This is a genomic window from Halopenitus malekzadehii (assembly GCF_900108505.1).
Taxonomy (GTDB): domain Archaea; phylum Halobacteriota; class Halobacteria; order Halobacteriales; family Haloferacaceae; genus Halopenitus; species Halopenitus malekzadehii.
On sequence record NZ_FNWU01000001.1, the window covers coordinates 566,278 to 585,885 of the forward strand.

The 19,608-nt window shown below is 62.9% G+C and carries 26 protein-coding genes and 1 tRNA gene; 14 read left to right on the plus strand and 13 right to left on the minus strand.

The annotated features are described in order from the left end of the window. The first annotated feature begins 99 nt into the window (after nucleotides 1-99). Nucleotides 100-786: an endonuclease III gene (gene nth, locus BLW38_RS02850; RefSeq protein WP_092815552.1), complete on the plus strand. Its 687-nt coding sequence runs from the start codon at nucleotides 100-102 to the stop codon at nucleotides 784-786. Between the two features lie 25 nt (nucleotides 787-811). Here nth and BLW38_RS02855 read toward each other — a convergent pair whose 3' ends face one another. Beyond that, nucleotides 812-1,291, minus strand: coding sequence for a DUF7321 family protein (locus BLW38_RS02855; RefSeq protein ID WP_092813994.1), 480 nt, complete (start codon nucleotides 1,289-1,291; stop codon nucleotides 812-814). A 178-nt stretch (nucleotides 1,292-1,469) separates the two neighbouring features. Here BLW38_RS02855 and BLW38_RS02860 point away from each other — a divergent pair, with 178 nt between their 5' ends. The 7 genes from BLW38_RS02860 to BLW38_RS02890 all read left to right on the plus strand — a co-directional run bounded on the left by BLW38_RS02860 (nucleotide 1,470) and on the right by BLW38_RS02890 (nucleotide 6,011). Further along, on the plus strand, nucleotides 1,470-2,375 hold the full coding sequence (locus tag BLW38_RS02860; protein WP_092813996.1) for a DUF7319 domain-containing protein: 906 nt from the start codon (nucleotides 1,470-1,472) through the stop codon (nucleotides 2,373-2,375). A 75-nt stretch (nucleotides 2,376-2,450) separates the two neighbouring features. Then, a complete protein-coding gene (locus BLW38_RS02865) occupies nucleotides 2,451-3,080 on the plus strand; it encodes a plastocyanin/azurin family copper-binding protein (RefSeq protein WP_092813998.1) in 630 nt (209 codons plus the stop codon). Then, the gene (locus BLW38_RS02870; RefSeq protein WP_092814000.1) at nucleotides 3,080-3,472 is read left to right on the plus strand and encodes a DUF7318 family protein; all 393 of its coding nucleotides are present in this window, start codon (nucleotides 3,080-3,082) and stop codon (nucleotides 3,470-3,472) included. Before BLW38_RS02865 ends, BLW38_RS02870 begins: the two co-directional genes overlap by 1 nt. A gap of 9 nt (nucleotides 3,473-3,481) precedes the next feature. Beyond that, nucleotides 3,482-4,291: a cytochrome b gene (locus tag BLW38_RS02875; protein WP_092814002.1), complete on the plus strand. Its 810-nt coding sequence runs from the start codon at nucleotides 3,482-3,484 to the stop codon at nucleotides 4,289-4,291. Between the two features lie 63 nt (nucleotides 4,292-4,354). After that, on the plus strand, nucleotides 4,355-5,122 hold the full coding sequence (locus BLW38_RS02880) for a cytochrome b family protein (protein WP_092815556.1): 768 nt from the start codon (nucleotides 4,355-4,357) through the stop codon (nucleotides 5,120-5,122). A gap of 183 nt (nucleotides 5,123-5,305) precedes the next feature. Then, complete coding sequence (locus BLW38_RS02885; RefSeq protein ID WP_092815559.1) at nucleotides 5,306-5,737, plus strand: DUF7315 family membrane protein; 432 nt, start codon at nucleotides 5,306-5,308, stop codon at nucleotides 5,735-5,737. A 4-nt stretch (nucleotides 5,738-5,741) separates the two neighbouring features. Continuing rightward, a complete protein-coding gene (locus BLW38_RS02890; protein WP_092814004.1) occupies nucleotides 5,742-6,011 on the plus strand; it encodes a DUF7314 family protein in 270 nt (89 codons plus the stop codon). Between the two features lie 373 nt (nucleotides 6,012-6,384). On the opposite strand, the gene BLW38_RS02895 is transcribed toward BLW38_RS02890, so the two are convergent. Then, a complete protein-coding gene (locus BLW38_RS02895; protein ID WP_092814006.1) occupies nucleotides 6,385-6,825 on the minus strand; it encodes a DUF7313 family protein in 441 nt (146 codons plus the stop codon). 108 nt (nucleotides 6,826-6,933) lie between these two features. After that, nucleotides 6,934-7,716: an NAD(+)/NADH kinase gene (locus tag BLW38_RS02900; RefSeq protein ID WP_092814008.1), complete on the minus strand. Its 783-nt coding sequence runs from the start codon at nucleotides 7,714-7,716 to the stop codon at nucleotides 6,934-6,936. 136 nt (nucleotides 7,717-7,852) lie between these two features. On the opposite strand from BLW38_RS02900, the gene BLW38_RS02905 reads away from it, so the two are divergent. After that, nucleotides 7,853-8,308 carry a MaoC family dehydratase gene (locus BLW38_RS02905; protein ID WP_092814010.1) on the plus strand — a complete coding sequence of 152 codons (456 nt, stop codon included), beginning with the start codon at nucleotides 7,853-7,855 and terminating at the stop codon, nucleotides 8,306-8,308. 35 nt (nucleotides 8,309-8,343) lie between these two features. Here BLW38_RS02905 and BLW38_RS02910 read toward each other — a convergent pair whose 3' ends face one another. From BLW38_RS02910 to BLW38_RS02920, 3 genes are all read right to left on the minus strand, one after another. Beyond that, nucleotides 8,344-8,931: a DUF420 domain-containing protein gene (locus tag BLW38_RS02910; RefSeq protein ID WP_092814013.1), complete on the minus strand. Its 588-nt coding sequence runs from the start codon at nucleotides 8,929-8,931 to the stop codon at nucleotides 8,344-8,346. Nucleotides 8,932-9,066: 135 nt separating this feature from the next. Beyond that, nucleotides 9,067-10,113: an NAD(P)-dependent glycerol-1-phosphate dehydrogenase gene (locus BLW38_RS02915; protein WP_092814015.1), complete on the minus strand. Its 1,047-nt coding sequence runs from the start codon at nucleotides 10,111-10,113 to the stop codon at nucleotides 9,067-9,069. A gap of 94 nt (nucleotides 10,114-10,207) precedes the next feature. Continuing rightward, nucleotides 10,208-10,906, minus strand: coding sequence for a LysE family translocator (locus BLW38_RS02920; protein WP_092814017.1), 699 nt, complete (start codon nucleotides 10,904-10,906; stop codon nucleotides 10,208-10,210). 132 nt (nucleotides 10,907-11,038) lie between these two features. Here BLW38_RS02920 and BLW38_RS02925 point away from each other — a divergent pair, with 132 nt between their 5' ends. From BLW38_RS02925 to BLW38_RS02935, 3 genes are all read left to right on the plus strand, one after another. After that, on the plus strand, nucleotides 11,039-12,028 hold the full coding sequence (locus tag BLW38_RS02925) for a class I SAM-dependent methyltransferase (protein WP_092814019.1): 990 nt from the start codon (nucleotides 11,039-11,041) through the stop codon (nucleotides 12,026-12,028). Between the two features lie 107 nt (nucleotides 12,029-12,135). Beyond that, a tRNA-Thr gene (locus BLW38_RS02930) sits at nucleotides 12,136-12,208 on the plus strand. A gap of 469 nt (nucleotides 12,209-12,677) precedes the next feature. Further along, the gene (locus BLW38_RS02935; RefSeq protein WP_092814021.1) at nucleotides 12,678-13,583 is read left to right on the plus strand and encodes a CPBP family intramembrane glutamic endopeptidase; all 906 of its coding nucleotides are present in this window, start codon (nucleotides 12,678-12,680) and stop codon (nucleotides 13,581-13,583) included. Nucleotides 13,584-13,924: 341 nt separating this feature from the next. Here the strand turns inward: BLW38_RS02935 and BLW38_RS02940 are convergent, their stop codons facing one another. After that, complete coding sequence (locus tag BLW38_RS02940) at nucleotides 13,925-14,134, minus strand: MarR family transcriptional regulator (RefSeq protein WP_092814023.1); 210 nt, start codon at nucleotides 14,132-14,134, stop codon at nucleotides 13,925-13,927. Nucleotides 14,135-14,270: 136 nt separating this feature from the next. Between BLW38_RS02940 and BLW38_RS15635 the strand changes: the two genes are divergently transcribed. Further along, nucleotides 14,271-14,789: an HNH endonuclease signature motif containing protein gene (locus BLW38_RS15635; protein ID WP_143040787.1), complete on the plus strand. Its 519-nt coding sequence runs from the start codon at nucleotides 14,271-14,273 to the stop codon at nucleotides 14,787-14,789. A gap of 17 nt (nucleotides 14,790-14,806) precedes the next feature. Here BLW38_RS15635 and BLW38_RS16770 read toward each other — a convergent pair whose 3' ends face one another. The 5 genes from BLW38_RS16770 to BLW38_RS15640 form a co-directional block, all read right to left on the minus strand. After that, on the minus strand, nucleotides 14,807-15,133 hold the full coding sequence (locus BLW38_RS16770; RefSeq protein WP_092814025.1) for a type II toxin-antitoxin system PemK/MazF family toxin: 327 nt from the start codon (nucleotides 15,131-15,133) through the stop codon (nucleotides 14,807-14,809). Nucleotides 15,134-15,137: 4 nt separating this feature from the next. Next, nucleotides 15,138-15,503, minus strand: coding sequence for a winged helix-turn-helix domain-containing protein (locus BLW38_RS02950; RefSeq protein ID WP_092814027.1), 366 nt, complete (start codon nucleotides 15,501-15,503; stop codon nucleotides 15,138-15,140). A gap of 57 nt (nucleotides 15,504-15,560) precedes the next feature. Continuing rightward, nucleotides 15,561-16,196 (minus strand): IS6 family transposase, encoded by a 636-nt coding sequence (locus tag BLW38_RS02955; RefSeq protein WP_092815563.1) that lies wholly within the window; start codon nucleotides 16,194-16,196, stop codon nucleotides 15,561-15,563. Between the two features lie 37 nt (nucleotides 16,197-16,233). Beyond that, on the minus strand, nucleotides 16,234-16,617 hold the full coding sequence (locus tag BLW38_RS02960) for a phage integrase SAM-like domain-containing protein (RefSeq protein WP_092814029.1): 384 nt from the start codon (nucleotides 16,615-16,617) through the stop codon (nucleotides 16,234-16,236). A gap of 153 nt (nucleotides 16,618-16,770) precedes the next feature. Further along, entirely contained in the window at nucleotides 16,771-17,040 is a 270-nt protein-coding gene (locus BLW38_RS15640) for a hypothetical protein (protein ID WP_143040788.1), read from the minus strand. A 2-nt stretch (nucleotides 17,041-17,042) separates the two neighbouring features. Here BLW38_RS15640 and BLW38_RS02965 point away from each other — a divergent pair, with 2 nt between their 5' ends. After that, on the plus strand, nucleotides 17,043-17,861 hold the full coding sequence (locus BLW38_RS02965) for a DinB family protein (RefSeq protein ID WP_092814031.1): 819 nt from the start codon (nucleotides 17,043-17,045) through the stop codon (nucleotides 17,859-17,861). Nucleotides 17,862-18,017: 156 nt separating this feature from the next. Here the strand turns inward: BLW38_RS02965 and BLW38_RS02970 are convergent, their stop codons facing one another. Next, a complete protein-coding gene (locus BLW38_RS02970) occupies nucleotides 18,018-19,487 on the minus strand; it encodes a polymer-forming cytoskeletal protein (protein ID WP_092814033.1) in 1,470 nt (489 codons plus the stop codon). Nucleotides 19,488-19,608: the final 121 nt, after the last annotated feature.

Genomic DNA, 19,608 nt, shown 5'->3' on the forward strand with positions numbered 1-19,608 from the left:
CAGCAAGCCGAGTCCGCGGGAGTGACGTGTTTCCACCGCACCGCGCCGGCGTGGATCGACTTCGAACCGTTCAACCCGTCGCGGCGGATCGGGATCGGTATGGGAACCAGACGGGAGACGCGCGAGGCGCAGGCCCGCGAGGTGATCGACCGGCTCGAGGAGGAGTACCCCGACTCGACGATCTCGCTCCGGTATTCGAACCGGCTCGAGCTGTTGATCGCGGTCGTGTTGTCGGCACAGTGTACCGACGAGCGCGTCAACACGGTCTGTGCGGACCTCTTCGAGAAGTACGAGACGGCCGAGGACTACGCGGCCGCCGACCAGGAGAAACTGGCCGAGGACATCTCCTCGATCACCTACTACAACAACAAGGCGAAATACATCCGGTCGGCCGCACGGGACATCATCGAGGAGCACGACGGCGAGGTCCCCGACACGATGGACGAGCTGACGGAGCTGGCGGGCGTCGGACGCAAGACGGCCAACGTCGTCCTCCAACACGGTCACGACGTCGTCGAGGGTATCGTCGTCGACACCCACGTTCAGCGCCTCTCCCGACGGCTCGGGCTGACCGAGGAGACGTCCCCGAAGCGGATCGAGGCGGACCTGACGGGGATCGTTCCGCAAGCGAAGTGGCAGGAGTTTACACACTTGTTCATCGACCACGGACGAGCGACCTGCACCGCGCGGAACCCGGACTGTGGGGACTGCGTGCTCGAGGACGTCTGCCCGTCCTCGAAGGCGGATCACGACGTCGATCTGGCCAGCGGCGAGCCCTGGACGTAGCGGATCGGACGGGGACGTCCGCCGCTCACAGGAGGTGCAGGTTCAGCAACCGGTAGAGCCCGGTGAGCCACGCGAGGATCCACAGGATCGTGTAGCCGAACACGCCGACGCGAAGTCGCGTTCGCCAGTGGCCCATGTCCTCGTGGAGATCGTCGATATCGATGTCCTGTTCGGGGTCCTGATAGAGGTCGGCGTTCCGCTTCGCCCGAAGGATGTGGACGATGCCGGTGAGCGCGAAGGTCAACAGCGCGTACGCCTGCACGCCGAAGAAGGCGTGCATGACCGCGGTACCCGACAATTGGTCGAACAGGCGGGGGATCATCCACCCGACCATCGGAACCGTGGTCAACACGAGCCCCACGCCGACGAACTTCAGGTGGTAGACGAGGAGGTCCCACGTGACGATCTCGGCGTCGATCATCACCCACGCGCCGTACAGGAAACACGGGAGACTCGCCGTGACCGTGACGGCGACCGCGATCGCCACGAGTGACTCCTCGACCATACCGGTCGTTCGACGTACGGCGCGTAAAGGTTCCCGATCCGCCGACGGCGACCGCGTCGCGATCGATCCCCATCGTTGCCGCGATCGGAATTGACGACGTGGGTCCCGTCCGTTTCGAGGGGATGATCGACGGCCGGGACGAAAGCGGTAACATCCCCGGCGACCGTACCGATCGACGATGACGGAGCCTGCCGGTCCGATCGACGAGGGAGCTGACGAGAACTCGTCCGCGGACCCGGAGACCCACGCGGACGGGACGACCCTCCGTGAGGAGGTCGAACGGAAGTACGACTTCGACAACTTCGGGCCGGCGGATATGGCGAAGATGACCGTCGAGGAGTGGGAGGCGGCCTTCGACCCCGAGACGTGGATCACCGGTAGCGAACTGCTCGACCGCGTCGAGGCCGAACTCAAGAACCGGATCGCGAGCCGCGACGTCTTCGCGACCTTCGAACGGGACGTCGCGGACGGATCCGAACGCCTCGTCGTCTACTCCGATGAGGGCTACGCGGTCGTCTCCGAATCCGGCGACGTGCGGGGGCGGGGGACGGTCCTTCGCGACCTCGAGCCGATCGTCGCGCTCTGCTCGATGGACGACTATGACGTTCCTGAGCCGCCGGCGAACTGGGCGCTTCCGGACCCCGAGGACGTCTCGGAGGGTTCGAACGAGCTCGGGAACCTGATGATGCAGGTCGTTGCGGGTGTCCAGTTAGTCGCCGGATTCGCCCTGTTCGGCGCGTGGATATTCGCCGGCGTCGAAACGCTCGTGGCGCCCGCACTGGGAGTTCTCTTTCTGCTCGGATCGCTGTTCTTCTTCTCGACGGTCGCGAACGCCCGACTCTCGGACCGGTTCCGGTCGGCGGAGTACCGTGATCGACTCCGCGCGCTTCAAGCGGCGCGAACCCGACCCGACGTGCCGCCGGACGCCGACGAGGTGGCGGCCGGCGACCCCGGGACCGACGAGGCCGTGGTCGACGACGCGTCGGCCGGCGACGCGTCGGCCGGCGACTCGATGACCACGAGTGGAACCGCCGCCGATACGAACGGGAGCGACGCCGCCGATCCGGGCGAGAACGCCCGATGAACCGCCGGACACGCGCTCCAGCCGATCGACGATAGTCGGTGGGTTTAAGCGCGCGCCGATCCGACTCGGATCCGTATGAAACGGCGGGAGTTTATGCGTACGGCCGGCGGGTCAGCGGCCGCGGTCGCCGCCACGAGCGCGGCGGCCGGCACGGCCGCGGCCCAGGAGGTGCGACCCGTGTGGCCCTCCGAGGTCGAGGGGAACGTGAACAGCTACACGGACGCCCGCGGACAGGACGAGGTAACGATCTCGGTCGGCGCGGGCGACGGCCTCGCGTTCGACCCCACGAAGGTCTGGGTCGACCCCGGAACCACGATCGTCTGGGAGTGGACGGGTAACGGTGGCGACCACAACGTCCACGCGGTCAACGGTCCCGCCTCCTTCGAAACCGAGATTACCGGCGAGGAAGGGTTCACCTTCGAGTACGAAACCTCCGAGGAGGACGCCGGCATCACCCACTACCAGTGTGACCCACACGCCCAGGTCGGTATGCACGGTGGCCTCGCGGTCGGCGAGGACATCGAAACCGAGGAAGTCGGTGGAGCGAACACGGGCTGGCCGGAGAACGTCCACGATATCGGCGTGCCGCTGCACGCACACTGGGTCGGGCTGATCACCGCTGTCGGCATCACGTTGACGTGTATCTTCACGTTCTACGTGCTCAAGTACGGTGAGTCTGCACACACGGGACACGGTGACCGATAATGAGCTCGAGTGAATCCTCCTACGGCGACATTCACCGATACGAACCGGCACGCGAGAGCACCGCGGCCGCGATCGCGATCGTCCTCTTGACGATCATCGAGGTCGTGTTCGTGTTCCTGTTCGTCTACGGGTTGATGTTCGGCTGGGCGACGACCGAAACTGGGAACATGTTCCTCGGTGCCCTGCTTGCGCTGGTGTTCATCGACCTCGCGTTCATCCTCGCGCTGTATCGAAAGGAGTTCCTCCCGGACGTGATGGTCGTCAAGAAGCGCCGGCGGAAGTGGGAGGACCTGTACGTGCGTGAGGAGGATATGGAGGGCGAATCCTTCGCGGACCCGGAGGACGCCTGGGAAACGGTAAAACGCGCCGTCTACCCCTACTACAAGCGGTAAATACGAACAATGAGCCTCGAAAAGAAAGACGAATTCGACCACGACGCCTGGCTCAAACGGAAGGACCTGACTGCGGTTGAGACGGTCTTTCTGACCACGTTGATCTGGATCGACAAACGGCTCCGGATCGTGGATTATCTGGAGCTGCTGGAGACGCTGTATTACCGGATCAACCTCCAGATGCCGAAGAGCCACACCGAGCAGTACGACCTCGACAACAAGTTCTGGTACTGGTACCCCCTCTACTCGCTGGGGTCATTGTCCGTCATCGCGTACCTCGTGGCCGCAGTCTCGGGCGCGCTGTTGGGCTTTTATTACTCCCCATCGACCGCCGGCGCCGCAGCGACCGGCGATCCGACGGCCGCGTGGCTATCCATCGAGATGATCATCAAGGACCTCCAGTTCGGGTTTATGCTGCGGTCGATCCACCGCTGGGCGGCGCAGTTCATGATGGCGGCCGTCTTCCTCCACATGCTCCGGGTCTACTTCACCGGGGCGTATAAGGAACCGCGCGAGGGCAACTGGATCCTCGGCGTCATCCTCATCCTGTTGACGCTGCTGTTCGGATACTCCGGATACGTCCTCCCCTGGAAGCAGCTGTCCTTCTGGGCGGCACAGATCGGCGTCGAGATGGCGCTTGCGACCCCGATCGTCGGAGAGTGGGCGGCACAGCTTATGTTCGGCGGGTTCACCCTCGGACAGGCGACGCTCGTTCGGATGTACATACTGCACGTGTTCCTGTTGCCCTTCGTGGTAACGGCGCTCATCGCCTTGCACATCGGCATCGTGTGGGTACAAGGCATCGCGGAACCACACTAGTCCAGACCAATGACCACCCAGCACACATCCACAGACCGAACCGACAACACCGATCGCGAACCGATGACCGACGGCGGCACCGACGATGCGGCACGAACCGACGGCGGCCCGCCGGCGACGATTCCGCCGGACGACGAGACGCCGACGTGGAGCGAGCGGAAGGAACGGAGTCAGGGCCTCTCACGGCTGACCTACGAGTACTTCGAGCGGGCCCGCCGTGAGGATCAGGATCTCCGACAGGAGTCGACGTACGTCGAACGCGACGTGCTCGGGTTCCCGGCCTGGCCCCACGAAACGATCCGCAACCTGGCCATCACCAGCTTCTTCGTCGGGATCATCATCCTCATCTCGGCGACGATCCCGATGTACTTCGAGAACCCGGCCAACCCCAGTTCGACGCCGTCGATCATCCTCCCGGACTGGTACCTCTACTGGTCGTTCGGCCTGCTGAAGCTCAACCCGATCAATCCGGAACTGTCGGTTCTGGGCGGCAACCTCGTGGTCTCCCACGAGTTCTACGGCGTGCTCGCACACGGCCTCATCATCGGGGTCGTCGCGCTCGTGCCGTTCCTCAACAAGGGGAACGCACGTCGCCCGGTCGAGCAGCCGTTCTGGTCCGCCGTCGGCGTGATGGGTGTCCTGTTGTCCATCACGCTGGCCGCGCTGGCCATTCAGAACTTCTTCCCGTTCGAGCTCGAGCTGCTGTTCAGTATGTCGTTCATCCTGCCGGTGCTCGGGGGCGCGATCACCTACGCCGTCCTAAAGACGATGCGCGAGGGCTATATGTACGACCTGAACAAGCGGTACTACCGACTTCGGCCGCCGAAGTAACTCGGCGAACGCGCCGGCGCGTGGTGACAGTTTCCGAACCGGTCCCACCGGATCCGAACCACCAACGGTGGCGGAGACCCGCCGTATCCGCACCCATCATCGATGATTGCTATGACTCACGAACCCGCCGACGCGTCCGACGCCGGTCCACACGGCGATCGATACCGGACGGATGGCGGTGGTATCGACGACGAACGGCCCGATAGCGGCCGGAACGTGGATTCCACGGGCGACGCCGTCCCGAAAGCCGATCGAGAGGCGAACGCGGGCGCCGAACCGACCGGACCGACGGAGGGTCCCGGCGGCCGCGAGGTCGTCGTCCCGTTACGACTATACAAAACGGTCATCGTGTTCTCGACGCTGATCGCGATCGTTACGTTCGTCGGCGGGTTCGTCCTCATCGACGCCGCGACCTTACAGGTGAGTCTGCTCCGATCGACGGTCGCGGGCGTCCTCGAAGGTCTCGGGATCACGCCGAATGCAGACGTACTCACCGTGGTCTTGGCGCTTGCCGGGTTGGCGTCGATCGTGTTCGGCTCGACCGTCTACGTCTATGGAACCCGGTTCCGGGCGCAGGGAATGGGAAAGTCTCAAGAGGACTCCGACGAAGGATGAACCAATGGCCGACGAGTTCATCAAAGGACTGGCTCTGTCGATGGTCGGCGCCCTCGGGTGGTTCATTTTCGGCGGCTGGTATCGAACCCCCGGCTACTACGTCATCGAACAGTTGACCGCGGCAGCACCCGAACCGAGCAACGTCTATCACGCGGTCGGCATCTTTGCCGGCGACGTCTCCTACTGGTTGATGCTGCTTGGCCCCTTCGTGTACTGGGTCGTGATCCCCGCATTGCGGGAGCTCGGTCGAAGCGCCACCGCATCAGCCAACTGACGCATCTGCGCCCTCGTTTTCGCTGGATCGATACGTCGATCCGCTCGTCCGTACCGAGAGCGATGATGCCGTCGGGTGCAGACCGGAGACGTCGGACCGCCAGCCAGGGCTGGACGCGTGACGATCGTGTGCACCCTTCTGGTTCCGGGACTCACGAACCGAGAGCGGGTCCGATCGAGGGACCGGGAATGTCGGCGTTGTGGTTCGATCGTTCCCGAACCGGGACGGGGACGCAGAAAGCGACTGGAGACGACACGTTCTCCCGGCGGTGGGAGGGAGGGACGGCCGTGAGCGATCGATCGGGACGGCACGGCGGCCGGGTAACTCGGTTAAACGAGCGACCGAGATGGGTTAAACGAGCGACCGATACGGCTCAGGCGAGGAGCCCGGACCAGAACGTCGCATTGAGCGCGACCAGCGAGTAATACAGCGCAAAGACGATGACGATCGGAACGATCGCGATCGAACTCTTCGGCCGTTCGATCTCGAGTTCGTTACGCGCCTCGACGTTACGTGCCTCGAACTCGAAGGCGTCGGTGAGAAGCACCGTCGCAGCAACCATCGAGATGATCGCGCCGCCGGTCGGCTGGACGAGGGTAAACAGGAAGCTCACCAACACGAGGCCGATCGTCGTGAAGACGTGTGGGAAATACCGGTCGACGCTGTCGCCGTCGGCCGCCTGTTCGACGTGTTTGGTGTGCGCTCGACGGCGCGTCGCGACGTTGGCCAGTGACAACACGAGGATGGCGAACGGAAGCGCCGGTCCCACGACGGCGAGCCAGTCCAGGGGAACGAGGAACTGCAGTGGGTCCATACACGTACCTGGGAACACGACTCATTAGAGTTTTTCCAATCGGGCGCGGTTTCGACGTCGTTTCGAGGCCGAGGAGCCGGTGGGTTCGACGTCACGTCGGGGTCGGCGTCACTTCGGGGCCGACGATCGACGGTGAAGTGGTGACACGACCGACGCGTGGTCGACGACCGAGATCTCGATCGGCGCGTGTGCCGGAACGGGCCCCCGGTCGATCCCGTCGACGACGATCGAGACAGGTTCATCGTCGCGTTCAACGGAGAGCGTCACCGAGCCGGGAAGGACCACGGTGTCTGTGTGGGTGGTAAACGGCGCGATCGGAACGACGACCAGACCGGTGCCCGGGCGCACGACCGGGCCGCCGGCAGCGCGAGCGTATCCGGTACTCCCAGCCGGCGTCGCGACCGTGACGGCGTCCGCACGAAACGTTTGCAGCGTTTCGCCGCCGTGTGTGACCCCGTACTCGGAGATCCGTGCCGGTTCACTCGTGAGGAGGGTGACGTCCAGCAGGGCCAGGTCGCGCCGGTCGCCGTCCACCGTCACCGCGACGATCGGATGATCGATGACGCGCGAGCGGTCGATGTGGGCAGGGTGGTCGGCGTCGGACGAGGTATCGACGGGCGACGGTCGATCGGTTTCGGGTGCGGAGAGAAGGGCCTGAATCGCCACCTCGGCGTCCTCGAACGCGACGGCATAGTACGCGTCGGGGACACCGACGACGAGTATGGGGACCGTCGAGTCCCCCCGGGCGGCGTCCCGAAAGGCGTCCTCGCCGACGGCGACGACGAGGTCGGCCGCGGCGGGTTCGACGACCGATCCGCCGAGCCGGCGGACGGTTTCAGGCAACCCCCGATCCGCCCCGACGATCGCCACCTCTCGACCCGTTCGGCTCATACCACCGGTTGGGAGAGGCGGCGGCAAAAACCCCCCGACACGGTCGGGCGGCTCGACGTGCTTGCGGGGAGGGAGCGCCGGCAGCCCCGTCCGGGATACGATCGCTTTTCCCGGTCGCGGCAAACCGTGTGTTCGAATGTCGACGCTGTATTTCGAGGACCTCGAGAACGGGGCCGAACGCGATCTGGGAACGTACACGGTCCCCCGATCGGAGATGGTCGAGTTCGCACGGCAGTACGACCCACAGCCGATTCACGTCGACGAGGCCGTCGCCGAGGAGACGATCTACGACGGGCTGATCGCCAGCGGCTGGTACACTGCCGGCGTCTGTATGCGACTGCTCGTCGACGGGTTCCTGAACGAGACCGCGAGCATCGGGTCGTTCGGACTCGAGGAGCTCCGCTGGCGAACGCCCGTCCGCGCCGGCGACACGATCCACGCGTACCACCGGATCGTCGAGAAGACCCCCTCGAGCTCGCGGGACGATCGCGGCTACATCGAGAACGAGGTCCGGGCGGAAAACGACGACGGCGAGGAGATCGTCTTCTGGCAGGCAACGAACATCTTCGCGCGGAAACCGTCGGACGACTAGCGGCGATCCGACCGACGGCGGTCGACCCGTGTCCGTCAGTACGTATACGAATAGACGTGGTTCAACAGGAGGTACGTGATGACTCCAAGCACCAGCGAGAGGAGCCACGATCCGGCGGCGATCCGACCGACGCGGGCGTGTGGGGTCTCGCTGCGGAGCTCACGCTCGGAGTGTGTGAGCCCCAACACGATGGCGTAGAGGACGATCGGAACCGCGAGTATCGATAGCAGGATATGGACCGCAAGCATCACGAAGTAGGCATAGGTAACGAGCTCGGGGCCCTCGAAATGCTTCGTGCCGCCGCCGGCGACCCGGGGGACGTAGATCCCGAGGAACGTCACGATCAGGACGAAGGAGGTCCCCATCGCCGCTCGGTGTTTCTCGACGTCGCCGGTTCGGATGAAGTACCACCCGAGCGCCAGCGTCACGATCGTGACCGAGTTCACCACGGCGATCGCGTGGGTGAGGAGGTCGATCGTCGACCGTGAGAGGTCCGGGAACAGTGCCTGAAACGACGGGACGAGAAAGACTCCGAGGACGACGCCGTACCCGACGACGGAGAGGATCCCGGTGAGGGCTGCCGGGTGGCGCTTCGCCCACTGACGGAGACCGTCGGCTACCATACGTGGTGGTTGGGACACGCGCGTAATGCGTCCTTTGGTTCCCAGCTCGCGGGGGATTTGGTTCCCGGCCGGTGGGAGGGGTCGTCGACGTCGAGGATTCGCGCGCGTGAGTTGTGTCCGCCGTTCGCGTCCGGACTAGATCACGTCGGTCGCGGTCGCGACCTCGATCGCCGCCGCCTCGGTAATTCCCCCGGCGAGGATCGTGTAGCGGTCGCGGATCTCGTGGGCGGTGGTGAGCGCCCGGATCAGCTCCCCGTCGTCGATGCCGAGCCCGGCCGCCGTCGTCGGCGCGTCGATGCTCGCGAGCGCGTCGCGGATGGACCGCCATTCCCCGTCCTCGCCGCTGTGGAGATACTCAGTCAGGATCGAGCCGACGCCGACCTGGTGGCCGTGGAGCGCCTTGTCGGGGGCGATCCGGTCGAGCTGGTGGGAGATGAGGTGTTCGGCGCCCGAGGCCGGCCGGGAGGACCCGGCGATCGACATCGCGACGCCCGAGGAGACGAGCGCCTTCGCGACGAGCCAGGAGGACTCCTCGAGACCGGGTTTGATAGAGTCGGCGCTCGCGACGAGCAGCTCGGCGGTCATCTCCGAGAGCGCGCCCGCGTATTCGGAGTATTCGACGTTCCGCAGCCGGCGCGCGAGCCGCCAGTCCTTGACCGCGGTGTAGTTGGAGATGATGTCCGCACAGCCGGCGGTGGTCAACTCCCACGGCGCGTCGGCGAGGAGCTCGGTGTCGGCCACGACCGCGAGCGGCGGGTCGGCCGCCACCGAGTGGCGCGTGTCGCCCTCCGGGATCGACGACCGACCGGAAACGATCCCGTCGTGGGAGGCGGCGGTCGGCACCGAGACGAATCCGACGCCGAGCCGATGGGCAGCCATCTTCGCGGTGTCGATCGGCTTGCCGCCGCCGAGCGCGACGAGATAGCCCGGATCAACCGCCTCGGCGACGTCGACGACCTCCTCGACGGCCGAGAAGGAGGCGTCGTCAACGACTGCGGTCTCGGGATCGGTCAGCTGCGCTCGGACGCGGTCGCCGGCCAACTCGTTCGGCGTCGGACTCGTGACGACGAGCGGCCGACCGGTGAGATACAGGTCGTCGAGGGCCGCGCCGAGGTCCGCGAGGACGCCGTGACCGAGCAACACGTTCCGCGGAAGCGTGATCCACGTCGACTTCTCGAACATATCGGACGTCTCACGGCCGAGTCCAAAGGCGTTGCCGCTTCGGTGTGGGTCGGCGACGACGGAAGGCGGTCGACGGAACGGCCCTACGCGAGGCTCACGCGATCGCCGCGTACACGAACGATCCGGCGTCGTACAGGAAATAGACCCCGAAGCCGGCCAGCACGACCGCCGAAAGGGCGGCGATGACCGGAGCGAACCTCTCGATCCGGCGCTCCGCGAGGACGATCGACGCGGGAAAACCGGCGATCCAGACGCCGATCCCGGCAAAGAAGCCGACGATGAGCGCCGGCGAGCCGGTGGCCACGACGAACGTGCCCGCCAGGTCGGCGCCGACGAGCGGGAGCCACGAGAGGACATCGAGGGTGCCCGGACGCAGCAGCCCGACGCCGACGGTGAGCCAGAAGAGGACCTGATAGGGGTTCGTCAACGCGAGCACGAACGCCTTGCGGAATCCCTTGCTTTTCTCGGCGACGGCACGCGATCCGCCGCCCGGCCGGAAGGACGCTCGAACGCCGTTCGCCGCGCCGTAGGCGAAGTAGAGCATCAGGACGCCGCCGAGTCCCACCATCGTGGCCCGCAGCGCGGGTCGCGACTCGACCATCGAGACGGCGCCGAGGTACGCGAGGACGAAGAAGACGGCGTCGGCGCTCGCCGCACCCAGTCCCGCGACGAGCCCCGCGAGCCAGCCGCGCCAGGCGGCCTCCTCGGCGATGATCGCGTTCATCGGGCCGGGCGGCGCCGCAAGCGCCAGCCCGAACACCACGCCCGCCAGGAGACTCACGAGACCGTTCACGGCGAATGGGACGCCGGCTGCCGTGAAAAGTTCGACGATGGCGGCCGGTCAGCCGCGCGCCAGCCGCCGACGGTGACCGCTGTCGAGCGATGAACCGTCACGTCTTATTGGGCCCGTCTCGTCGATCCGGCAATGACCGTTCCCTGCGTCGGCGTGGATCGCGAGCGCGGCGAGGCCGTTCGCCGCCGATTGGCGGAGGCGGACGCGCTCGCGGGCGAGTACGACATCGACGTCGAGGACGGCACGATCTACCTGCCGGTGACCGACCGAGACGCCGTTCCGGAGTCGCTGCGTGAGTCGGTCGTGGATCGGGACCCGGAGCCGCGGGAGACGCCGACGACGCCGGCGGACCTGCTCGGGTATGACCCCTCGATCGAGCGGCTCGGCGACGTGGTCATCGTCGACGAGGCGGACGCCGACCGCGCCGCCGAGATCGCCGAGGCGGTGATGAACTCGGACGTTCCCTGTGCAACCGTCGTGAACCGTGCCTCGCCGATCGAGGGCGAACTCCGGATCCGCCGGTGGGACGTCCTCACCGGGGACGGGACCGAGACGGTCCACCGGGAGTACGGCCACGAGTTCCTGTTGGATATCGCCGAGGTCTACTTCTCCCCGCGGCTGGCGACCGAACGGCACCGCGTCGTCGAGCAGGTGGAGCCGGATGAACACGCGTTCGATATGTTCGCCGGCGTCGGGCCCTACGCGGTCCCGATGGCCGATGCCGGCGCCGGGGTCGTCGCCTGCGACCTGAACGAACGCGCGATCGAGTATCTCCGGGAAAATGCGCGACGAAACGGCGTCGACGACCGGATCACCGCCATCCACGGCGACGTCCGCGAGGTCGGGGACGACTGGGCCGGTTGGGCCGATCGGATCGTGATGAACCTCCCGCACTCGGCCGACGAGTTCCTCGAGACGGCGGTGGCGATCGCCGGCGACGACTGCGTGATCCACTACTACGACATTCAACACGAGGACGACCCCTTCGGCCCCGGTCGGACCGCGATCGAGCGTGCGGCCGGCGACGCCTACGACGCGACCGTCGAGACGGAGCGAGTCGTTCGATCGTACGCGCCCCACGAACTGAACGTCTGTCTCGACGTCCGGCTCACGAGCCGGTGAGCCGGAGCATCGTTGCAGCCACGGCGTGTGGGACGTGCTCTCTCGCGCCGTCGTGGTGCGGTTTCGGAAGTCTTATTTTCTTCATCCGGGTAGAGGGGAGTACACGCGCCGGAGTAGCTCAGCTGGCAGAGCGATTCCTTCGTAAGGAATAGGTCGAGGGTTCAAATCCCTCCTCCGGCTTAAGGTCGGCTACGCCTCCCTTGGGAACGATAACAGTCCTTAGAGAGGCTAACACTTCAATATTCGCTTTGTGACACCTTCTCCGAGACACATTTGTTTAGGTTCACCTACCCGCTCTTGCCGGCTTCATTTGCATAGGTGACCTATGTCGGGCCGACCCGTCTTGCGATTACGAAAAAGGAGTCCGGTTGCGGCGAGAAGGCGCGCGTCGGCTTGTCCCTCGTGGCTCCCGGTTCGGGGCGGGTTTTGACACCACTCGATCGGCGGCTCGCCATACAGCGTTACCCGGCTCGCAAATTTTTGGGTGATTCTCGCGCCCGCGAAGGTGATGATAGTACCGTTCAGATCACCCGTTCCCAACCGATCGTAACGGTAGCAATCAACTGGTGGGTACTGCTGACTGAACCTCAATTATACTTTTATTGTCATTTCGCCCGTTCAAATAGGCTGATGTAGAAGATCTATTAGAATGATAGACCTCAAAAGGCGTCTTACTGATATTCTCTCCGTCTTCGATCCACAGAGGCGTTGGATAGAACGTGTCACTATGTATTTATCTCCTTACACGTCGTCTACACATTCGGCACTTTATGCCGGATCCGGAATGGCTCCAATTATGAAACATCCCCAACCGACGACCGAGACGCCGACCGGATATGAGTCTGTACGAACCTTTCTCACGGCTGTCGCGCTGCTCGCGATTTCGTCCTTCGGTGGATTGCTAATTATTGACGGGTTCAGTAGACTTCAGCCACTGGTGGGACTCGGCGACAGTTTCGCGTTGACCTTCCTCGTCGGAGGGGGACTTGCGACGCTCTGGTTCGCCGCCGTCGGCGTCGCCTACCTGCGGTTCCGACCGGTGACGATTCACTACGACCTCCGGTGGCCGACGCTTCGGGATGGCGGCTGGATCCTTGGCGGACTGGCCGGAATTATCGTTGTTTCACTCCTGGCAGAAGTCGTAGTGAACCTGTTCGGATCCGGATCGGCGACGAATATTTCGACCGCGGCGGCGATTGAGAATCCCGTGTTCATCTATTCCGTGTTCCTTGTCGGGAATCTCCTGTTCATCGCCCCGATCGAAGAGTTCCTCTTCCGCGGTGTCATCCAGGGCCGCCTCCGTGAATCGTTTGGGACAATCACCGCGATCACTATTACTTCAGTTGGGTTCGGCCTCACACACATCCCGAGTTACTGGTTCGGTGGGTCTGACCTCCTCTCCGTTGGCGTCTGGGGGGCCGTGGTGAGCATCGCAGCGACCGGCTTCATCCTCGGCTACCTCTACGAACGAACGAACAGCCTGCTGACGGTGAGTATCATCCACGGGCTCGTTAACACCGTTGGGATCGGACTCGCTCTGCTCGCAGTCCTCTAAACGCAGCGACCACCTTCCACTCCGAGGAGACTCAAAGGATGGTTCTATGATTTCTATCCCGGTCTAAGCAGACCTGTCTGTAAGGGGCCTTCTGAGTAGCCAATCCACAGACGGCGCGCAGATACAGTTAATACCAGTACGCGCTAATCCCTGAATCGTTGCACACGCATTTTCTCTGAAACATAGTCCTGTCATATTTTACTGACTTTACAGGATTTCCGTTGCTTTCTGTTGGACTTAACTCAACTCTGACACTGTTTATCCGCCCGTGATCTCATCCGGAAGCTTGTTCATATTCTCCCCAGAAACTGGCTATTCAGACCCGTGCGGTGCAGAATGGGCTACGCGGGGATCCAAAAGGTGACACGATTCTCAGCGTGCTTCTTCTTCGAGATCTCGCCGTTGTCTTCGAGGGTTTCGAGGCGGCGTTGAATAGTCCACCTCGATGCATCGTCAAAAATATCGACTAGCTCACCGACTGTGTAGGGCTCGCAGACAGACATCTCTGCGAGCACCTGCTCCGGCGTCGGTTCTTCCGGCTGTCGCGGCACACTTTCTGGTTCAGATCCGGCCATCCTTATAGATGCCCCATATGGGGCAACATACTTTATTTTCCCCCACACGGTGCAGAATGTACTGCACCACCCGGTGCAAAGTATTAAGTTTACTGCACCACTTGGGGCAGATATGGATTCCAAGTGGAAGCGGCGTTCCCGGAAGATTGCCCGTGAAATGTATTGGGAGAAGCACGAACGAGGGGCGTACGAATGCCCAGACTGTGGGCGACAAGAGGAGCAGCTTCTGAATACGTTCGAGGTTCATCACAAGGACGGGCAGCCAATGGACAACCGGCCAGAGAACCATATTGCTCTCTGCCGTCCGTGTCATAACCTCAGAGAGGGGAAGAAACCGAGCATCGAGGAGATTCAGAATATTCGGGATTCATTGGACGAAGAAGAAGATGAAGGAGACAACGACATTCTGAATGGTGTGAATCGGATCTACACTGCGGGTTCGATGCACTACCACAACGATGAAGATTCAACATGGAGAGCATCAGTTCAAGGTCGTGAATCTACTTCCGCGGAGATTGTGAGTCCAAAGGACGTGAACTATGACCACGGCGGCGATCTCTTCCTTTGCACGTTCCAAGTCGTTGTTGTTCATCGGTTCCTGTTTCCGTGCCATCGTTCAAATCTCTGTTGAAGCATTTCGATTCAGCGTTACGTCGTCAAGTACGTATTTAATTCACGCCGTGTGTCATCGACGGTCTTGTCGGTCGCCTGTGCTGGTTGCTTGCTAATCATCTGATCTTTGAGTGTCGTGACGGACCACGGCGAGACGAAGGATTGCCGCGGAAGGCTCCCACGATCAATTCGTGCTGGCGTCAGCTCGATCGCTTTATTCCTCGGGGTCGTCGTGATCACCGCGGCGACGTACTCCTGTCCGTGGAATGGATGGGAACTGTTCGACACAATCAGATACGGGCGTTTCGGGGCGCTCCCGAACGGGTCGGTCGCTAAGACGATCGCTCCCTGTGAGTACGCCATCCGATCACGCCTCGTTACTCAGGTCCGGGAGATCGTCTTCCCAGCCTTCGTTGGTCGCGTACCAATCATCGCTGAACCGGGACGCAGTGGTCTCTATACCGATGATTGCTGCCGCCGCGGCAGCGAGGCGATCATCTTCAGCCGCCGCCCAGTATGGCTCTTTGTGTCGGACGAGGCCGGCGTCTTCGAGACGCTGGAGCGTTGGACCGACGCTTCCCCTCGGGATCTCCGTCGCTTCGGCTAACTCCGCGGGTGTGAACCCAACACCACGGTTTTCAAGTAAGTATTTGAGTATCTCTCCGGCGTTCGACCCTTCCGAGAGGTCTAACCGTGACCCGCCAGGCGTATGCGTCTCAAAGTCTACCGGCATATTACGAGAAATGTATTCAAAATGTATTAGCCTTCCGGTGGAGATGGTGGGTCGTGTTTAGTTTGTAGCATTGTGCCAGACGGCGAAGGTGTGTAACCACGTTTCAGCTGTGCTTGGATCAACGTGGCTAAAACAGTTTGAGAATGAAGAGGTACGTCGTTTTATCTCACGAAAGATACGTTCGACGCTGTTCCGATTTCCGTGGCGTTCGTATCTAAAATCGAGGCCGTGTCGTTGCAGCGCAGTTTGGAGCCAATCCGCATCATCAACGAGAAACAGCGCGTCGTCGACATCGTGTTTCTCACGAAGCTCTCGGAGAAAGATCTCAGTGAGTGCAGTCGTATACGAGGAAAAGAGCCGAATATGAAGGAAGTGATTTGTAGCTGGATCGACGGCCGCGTACAGCCAATACTGCTGGTCATTGATCCGGATCACGCTCTCATCAACCGCAACGTGCTCCGGAGTGGCACCTCCGTCAAGTTGGAGATCGGCTTTCTGTACCCAATCGTGAACGGCTTTTCGACTCCGTTCAACACCCAACGTATCAAGAATAGAGATGGTATTCGAAAGTGAGAGACCAGCAACGTGGAGTTGAATACCGAGCTTCATCGCCGATCGGGGTGTCCGCTCGCGCTCCACAAAATCCAAATCGATCCAGTCGCAACCACCGCTGAGGCGTGTGATTTCGGGCATAGAGCACTCAGAAATCATCACGCCTCACTTTTCACCCTTAACTAAACACGACGGCTTCTTGCCGTGTGAGTATGTCGTCGCAGATTTCTTCGTCTTCACTGACTTTGGTGGGGATGACGAGTTCGTGGAGTCCGGCGGGAACGGCCTGTATGGTTTCGCAGAAGTGGATGAAGTTTTTGATGGTCCGCATATCGTTCCGGCAGGTGATCGGTTTCACGCTGTCGAGTCGCCAGGATTCGAACCGGACTATTTCGTCGCTGTCGACGTCCCTCATATCGTCTATGTTCCGTTCGTCAAGGAATTCTAAGAGCCGTTTGAGGGTCGTGTTGTAGTTGTAGTATGTTTTGTCGGTGACGTGTGCTTGTTTCTTTTTGAGGTATCGGTGCGTGGCGTCGTGCGAGGGTGTGGCTTTGAGTTCCATTGCTCTGGACACGTTCCCGCAGAGAATCGTCCGCGTATGGACCAGCGGTAGCGGCGAGGGACAGCGTGCCTCGTCGCGTCGAGGGTGAACAATCCCCTCCTCCGGCTCTTCTGCCGATCGAAGTGAGGCTGAAAGCCGCGGGAAGAATTTGAATCAGGGAGTGTAGCGAGCCTCGCGAGCGGACCGACCGTGGTTCATGTGTGGTTCCGGATCGTTCGAGTGACGGGGGCTCGCTGTCTCGTGAGTGAGGCTGGTCTCCCGGGCCCGACGATGGGCGTGGGTGAACCCACGAGTTCCGCGGTCGCGACGACGTTCCGGGAGCGTGACTGCACCTCCACGGGCATCGTCGCCGAGGTGGCCGTCGGCGACGCCGTCCGGACGCAGCACGGTAGGTTTATACACCGTAACGTGGTACCAGTACACATATGTCGACGACCGATGTCCACCTGTACTGGGCGACCGGCTGTACCAGCTGTCTGCGGGCCAAGGAGTTTCTGGAGCGAAACGACGTCCCGTTCGTCTCCCACAACGTGGTGCAAAGCGACGAGTCGAACGCGGACCCCGCCGATCCAGGTCGGATCGGGGTGCAGGGTGCGGATCCGGCGATGATCGACGAGATGGCCGAGTTGGGACTTCCGGATCACGTGCCCATCGTGCGGGTCGACGACGACCACGCCGACGCGAAGGACCTGCAGGCGGTCGCGGACCTCGTGGGAATCGACCACGCGGCCGACCCGCTTCCGGTCGAGGAGCTGTACGACCGGCTGGGGACCATTCTCGAGGCGACTCAGGAGTACCTACAGCTGATCCCGGAGTCGGAACTCGACACCGACATCCCGAACCGGCCGCGGAGTTACGCGGAACTCGTTCGACACGTCTTCGCGCTGCCGGACGTCTTTTTGATGCGTGAAGCCGGGACGCCGATGGATAGCGTGCCGCGGATGGAACACGACTGGGACCCGAACTCGACGGTCGCGCTCGCGACGTACGGCGCCTCCGTGCAGGGGCGATTCGACGATTGGTTCGCGGCGGCTGCGGACACGACGGACTGGTCGGCGACGGTCTCCGTCTTCTGGGGACAGCCCACGAGACACGAGTTCTTCGAGCGAACGGTCTGGCACGCCGGCCAGCACACGCGACAGCTCGAGTGGATCCTCGAACACGAACTCGGCGAGGACATCGATCCGATCGACTCCGCCGTGTGGGAGGGCCTGCCGATGCCCGAAAAGGTCTGGAACGAGTGAACTACCCACCTACTCCACGGGGGGCAATGGCCCCGATCGCTCGTTGAGGATGTCGTCAGAACGCATCGCGTTCTGACTGCGAACCAGAAATCATCGATTTCTGGGGACGGCGGAGATACTGTAAGCCGATGTTGTTTGCTGCGTTGTAGGAAACCGTCACCCAAACGTGTAGGAGTCACACGACGTGCCGTCGATCGTCGCGCCGGGGGCGCACTCGATCGTCACCGTCGAGGGGTCGTCGGCCTCGAGCTCGCCGGTGATGGCCGAGTTCGGACCCATGGTCAGCGTGGCGTTCGAGCCGATCGAGACGTCGCCGTCAACCCGTGCGTTCTCGCCGAGATCGAGGTCGCCGCCGGCAGTGAGATCGTCTTTGATCTGGGCGTTCTCGCCGAGCGAAACGTCCCCGCCCGCGTCCACGGCTCCCTTGATCTGGGCGTCGTCGCCCAGAGAGACGTCATCAGCCGCGCTGACATCGCCGTCGATGTCGGCCGTCCGACCCAGGGAGACGCTGCCGCCGTCCGCGGTCGCATCCCCTTTGATCTGGGCCTTCTCGTCGACGGAGACGTCGCCGGCGGCGTCCGCGGACCCCTTGATCTGCGCTCCGGTACCGAGTGAGATACTCCCGCCGGCATCGGCATCGCCCTTGAGTTGAGCGTCATCGCCGGCCGTGATGTCGCCGCTGGCGGTCGTATCGCCCTCGATCTGGACCTTCTCGCTGGCGGAGACGTCGCCACCGGCGTCCGCGGACCCTTTGATCTGGGCGTTCGAGTCGAGGTTCACGGTACCGCCGGCATCGGTGTCTCCCTTGATCTGGGCCTTCTCGCCGACGGAGACGTCGCCACCGGCGGTCGTGTCACCCCCGATCTGTGACTTCACGCCGACGGAAACGCCACCCTCCGTATCGACGTCACCCTTGGCTTGGGCCTTGTCACCGAGGGTGACGTCGCTGCCCGCATCGATGGCACCTTTGATTTGAGCGTTCGAGCCGAGTTGGACCTTCGCGCCAGCCGATACGTCGCCGCCGATCTGTCCCTTGTCCTTGACGATCACGCACTCGGCGGCGTCCACGTCCCCGTTTACTCTCACGTTCGACGAGAGCACGACGGACCCGTTATCGACGTCGACGTCACCGTTGACGTTCCGATCGAACACGTGCCGCGGGCCGGTACAGACGCCGACGTCGATCTCCTCGACGGTCGTCGAACGCGTCAGGGACACGCTGATGCCATCTCCCCCTTGGCTGACGGCGTTGAGATCAAATTCGATCGTTTCCGGCTGCCGTGCGGGGTTGACGTTGACCGAGAACGTCGTGCTCTCACCGGGGACGATCGTCGCTTCCTGCATACCGGCTGGGATACTGACGCCCGGATCGGTGTTCGAGGTGAGCGAGAGTCCGACCACGAGAGGCTCTTCAGCGTTGTTCGTGACTGTAACAAGCGTGCTCCCGCCACGTGCCTCCACGGGTTGTTCGATATCGATGCCGAGCAGGGCGGACTCGTCGCTCGCCGCGTCGATCTCGCCGATCCGGTCGGCGGTCACGGCGGAGAAGGCGCCGGTTCCGAACACGATGGCCGAGAGGCTGGTGACGATCACCAGGAGACTCAGCCATTTGACCAGTGTTGGCATTGGTTGAACTTTTTCGGGGATCGCCCGAAATTATGTAACCCCGTTTACACTACACGATCATACAAACGGCCCCGATCGGCTTGAGCGTATCGGTCGGAACGACACGTGGCTGTAGCGCCCG

What these genes read in the sequence shown, in the direction of transcription:
- BLW38_RS02855 (WP_092813994.1), bottom strand. Translation starts at nt 1,291, where the DNA reads ATGGTCGAGGAGTCACTCGTGGCGATCGCGGTCGCCGTCACGGTCACG.
- BLW38_RS02910 (WP_092814013.1), bottom strand. Translation starts at nt 8,931, where the DNA reads ATGGTAGCCGACGGTCTCCGTCAGTGGGCGAAGCGCCACCCGGCAGCC.
- BLW38_RS02935 (WP_092814021.1), top strand. Translation starts at nt 12,678, where the DNA reads ATGATAGACCTCAAAAGGCGTCTTACTGATATTCTCTCCGTCTTCGAT.
- BLW38_RS02900 (WP_092814008.1), bottom strand. Translation starts at nt 7,716, where the DNA reads ATGAGCCGAACGGGTCGAGAGGTGGCGATCGTCGGGGCGGATCGGGGG.
- nth (WP_092815552.1), top strand. Translation starts at nt 100, where the DNA reads ATGGGAACCAGACGGGAGACGCGCGAGGCGCAGGCCCGCGAGGTGATC.
- BLW38_RS16770 (WP_092814025.1), bottom strand. Translation starts at nt 15,133, where the DNA reads ATGGCGTACTCACAGGGAGCGATCGTCTTAGCGACCGACCCGTTCGGG.
- BLW38_RS02970 (WP_092814033.1), bottom strand. Translation starts at nt 19,487, where the DNA reads ATGCCAACACTGGTCAAATGGCTGAGTCTCCTGGTGATCGTCACCAGC.
- BLW38_RS02865 (WP_092813998.1), top strand. Translation starts at nt 2,451, where the DNA reads ATGAAACGGCGGGAGTTTATGCGTACGGCCGGCGGGTCAGCGGCCGCG.
- BLW38_RS15635 (WP_143040787.1), top strand. Translation starts at nt 14,271, where the DNA reads ATGGATTCCAAGTGGAAGCGGCGTTCCCGGAAGATTGCCCGTGAAATG.
- BLW38_RS02880 (WP_092815556.1), top strand. Translation starts at nt 4,355, where the DNA reads ATGACCGACGGCGGCACCGACGATGCGGCACGAACCGACGGCGGCCCG.
- BLW38_RS02870 (WP_092814000.1), top strand. Translation starts at nt 3,080, where the DNA reads ATGAGCTCGAGTGAATCCTCCTACGGCGACATTCACCGATACGAACCG.
- BLW38_RS02895 (WP_092814006.1), bottom strand. Translation starts at nt 6,825, where the DNA reads ATGGACCCACTGCAGTTCCTCGTTCCCCTGGACTGGCTCGCCGTCGTG.
- BLW38_RS02965 (WP_092814031.1), top strand. Translation starts at nt 17,043, where the DNA reads ATGTCGACGACCGATGTCCACCTGTACTGGGCGACCGGCTGTACCAGC.
- BLW38_RS02950 (WP_092814027.1), bottom strand. Translation starts at nt 15,503, where the DNA reads ATGCCGGTAGACTTTGAGACGCATACGCCTGGCGGGTCACGGTTAGAC.
- BLW38_RS02955 (WP_092815563.1), bottom strand. Translation starts at nt 16,196, where the DNA reads ATGCCCGAAATCACACGCCTCAGCGGTGGTTGCGACTGGATCGATTTG.
- BLW38_RS02960 (WP_092814029.1), bottom strand. Translation starts at nt 16,617, where the DNA reads ATGGAACTCAAAGCCACACCCTCGCACGACGCCACGCACCGATACCTC.
- BLW38_RS02915 (WP_092814015.1), bottom strand. Translation starts at nt 10,113, where the DNA reads ATGTTCGAGAAGTCGACGTGGATCACGCTTCCGCGGAACGTGTTGCTC.
- BLW38_RS02925 (WP_092814019.1), top strand. Translation starts at nt 11,039, where the DNA reads ATGACCGTTCCCTGCGTCGGCGTGGATCGCGAGCGCGGCGAGGCCGTT.
- BLW38_RS02875 (WP_092814002.1), top strand. Translation starts at nt 3,482, where the DNA reads ATGAGCCTCGAAAAGAAAGACGAATTCGACCACGACGCCTGGCTCAAA.
- BLW38_RS02890 (WP_092814004.1), top strand. Translation starts at nt 5,742, where the DNA reads ATGGCCGACGAGTTCATCAAAGGACTGGCTCTGTCGATGGTCGGCGCC.
- BLW38_RS02905 (WP_092814010.1), top strand. Translation starts at nt 7,853, where the DNA reads ATGTCGACGCTGTATTTCGAGGACCTCGAGAACGGGGCCGAACGCGAT.
- BLW38_RS02860 (WP_092813996.1), top strand. Translation starts at nt 1,470, where the DNA reads ATGACGGAGCCTGCCGGTCCGATCGACGAGGGAGCTGACGAGAACTCG.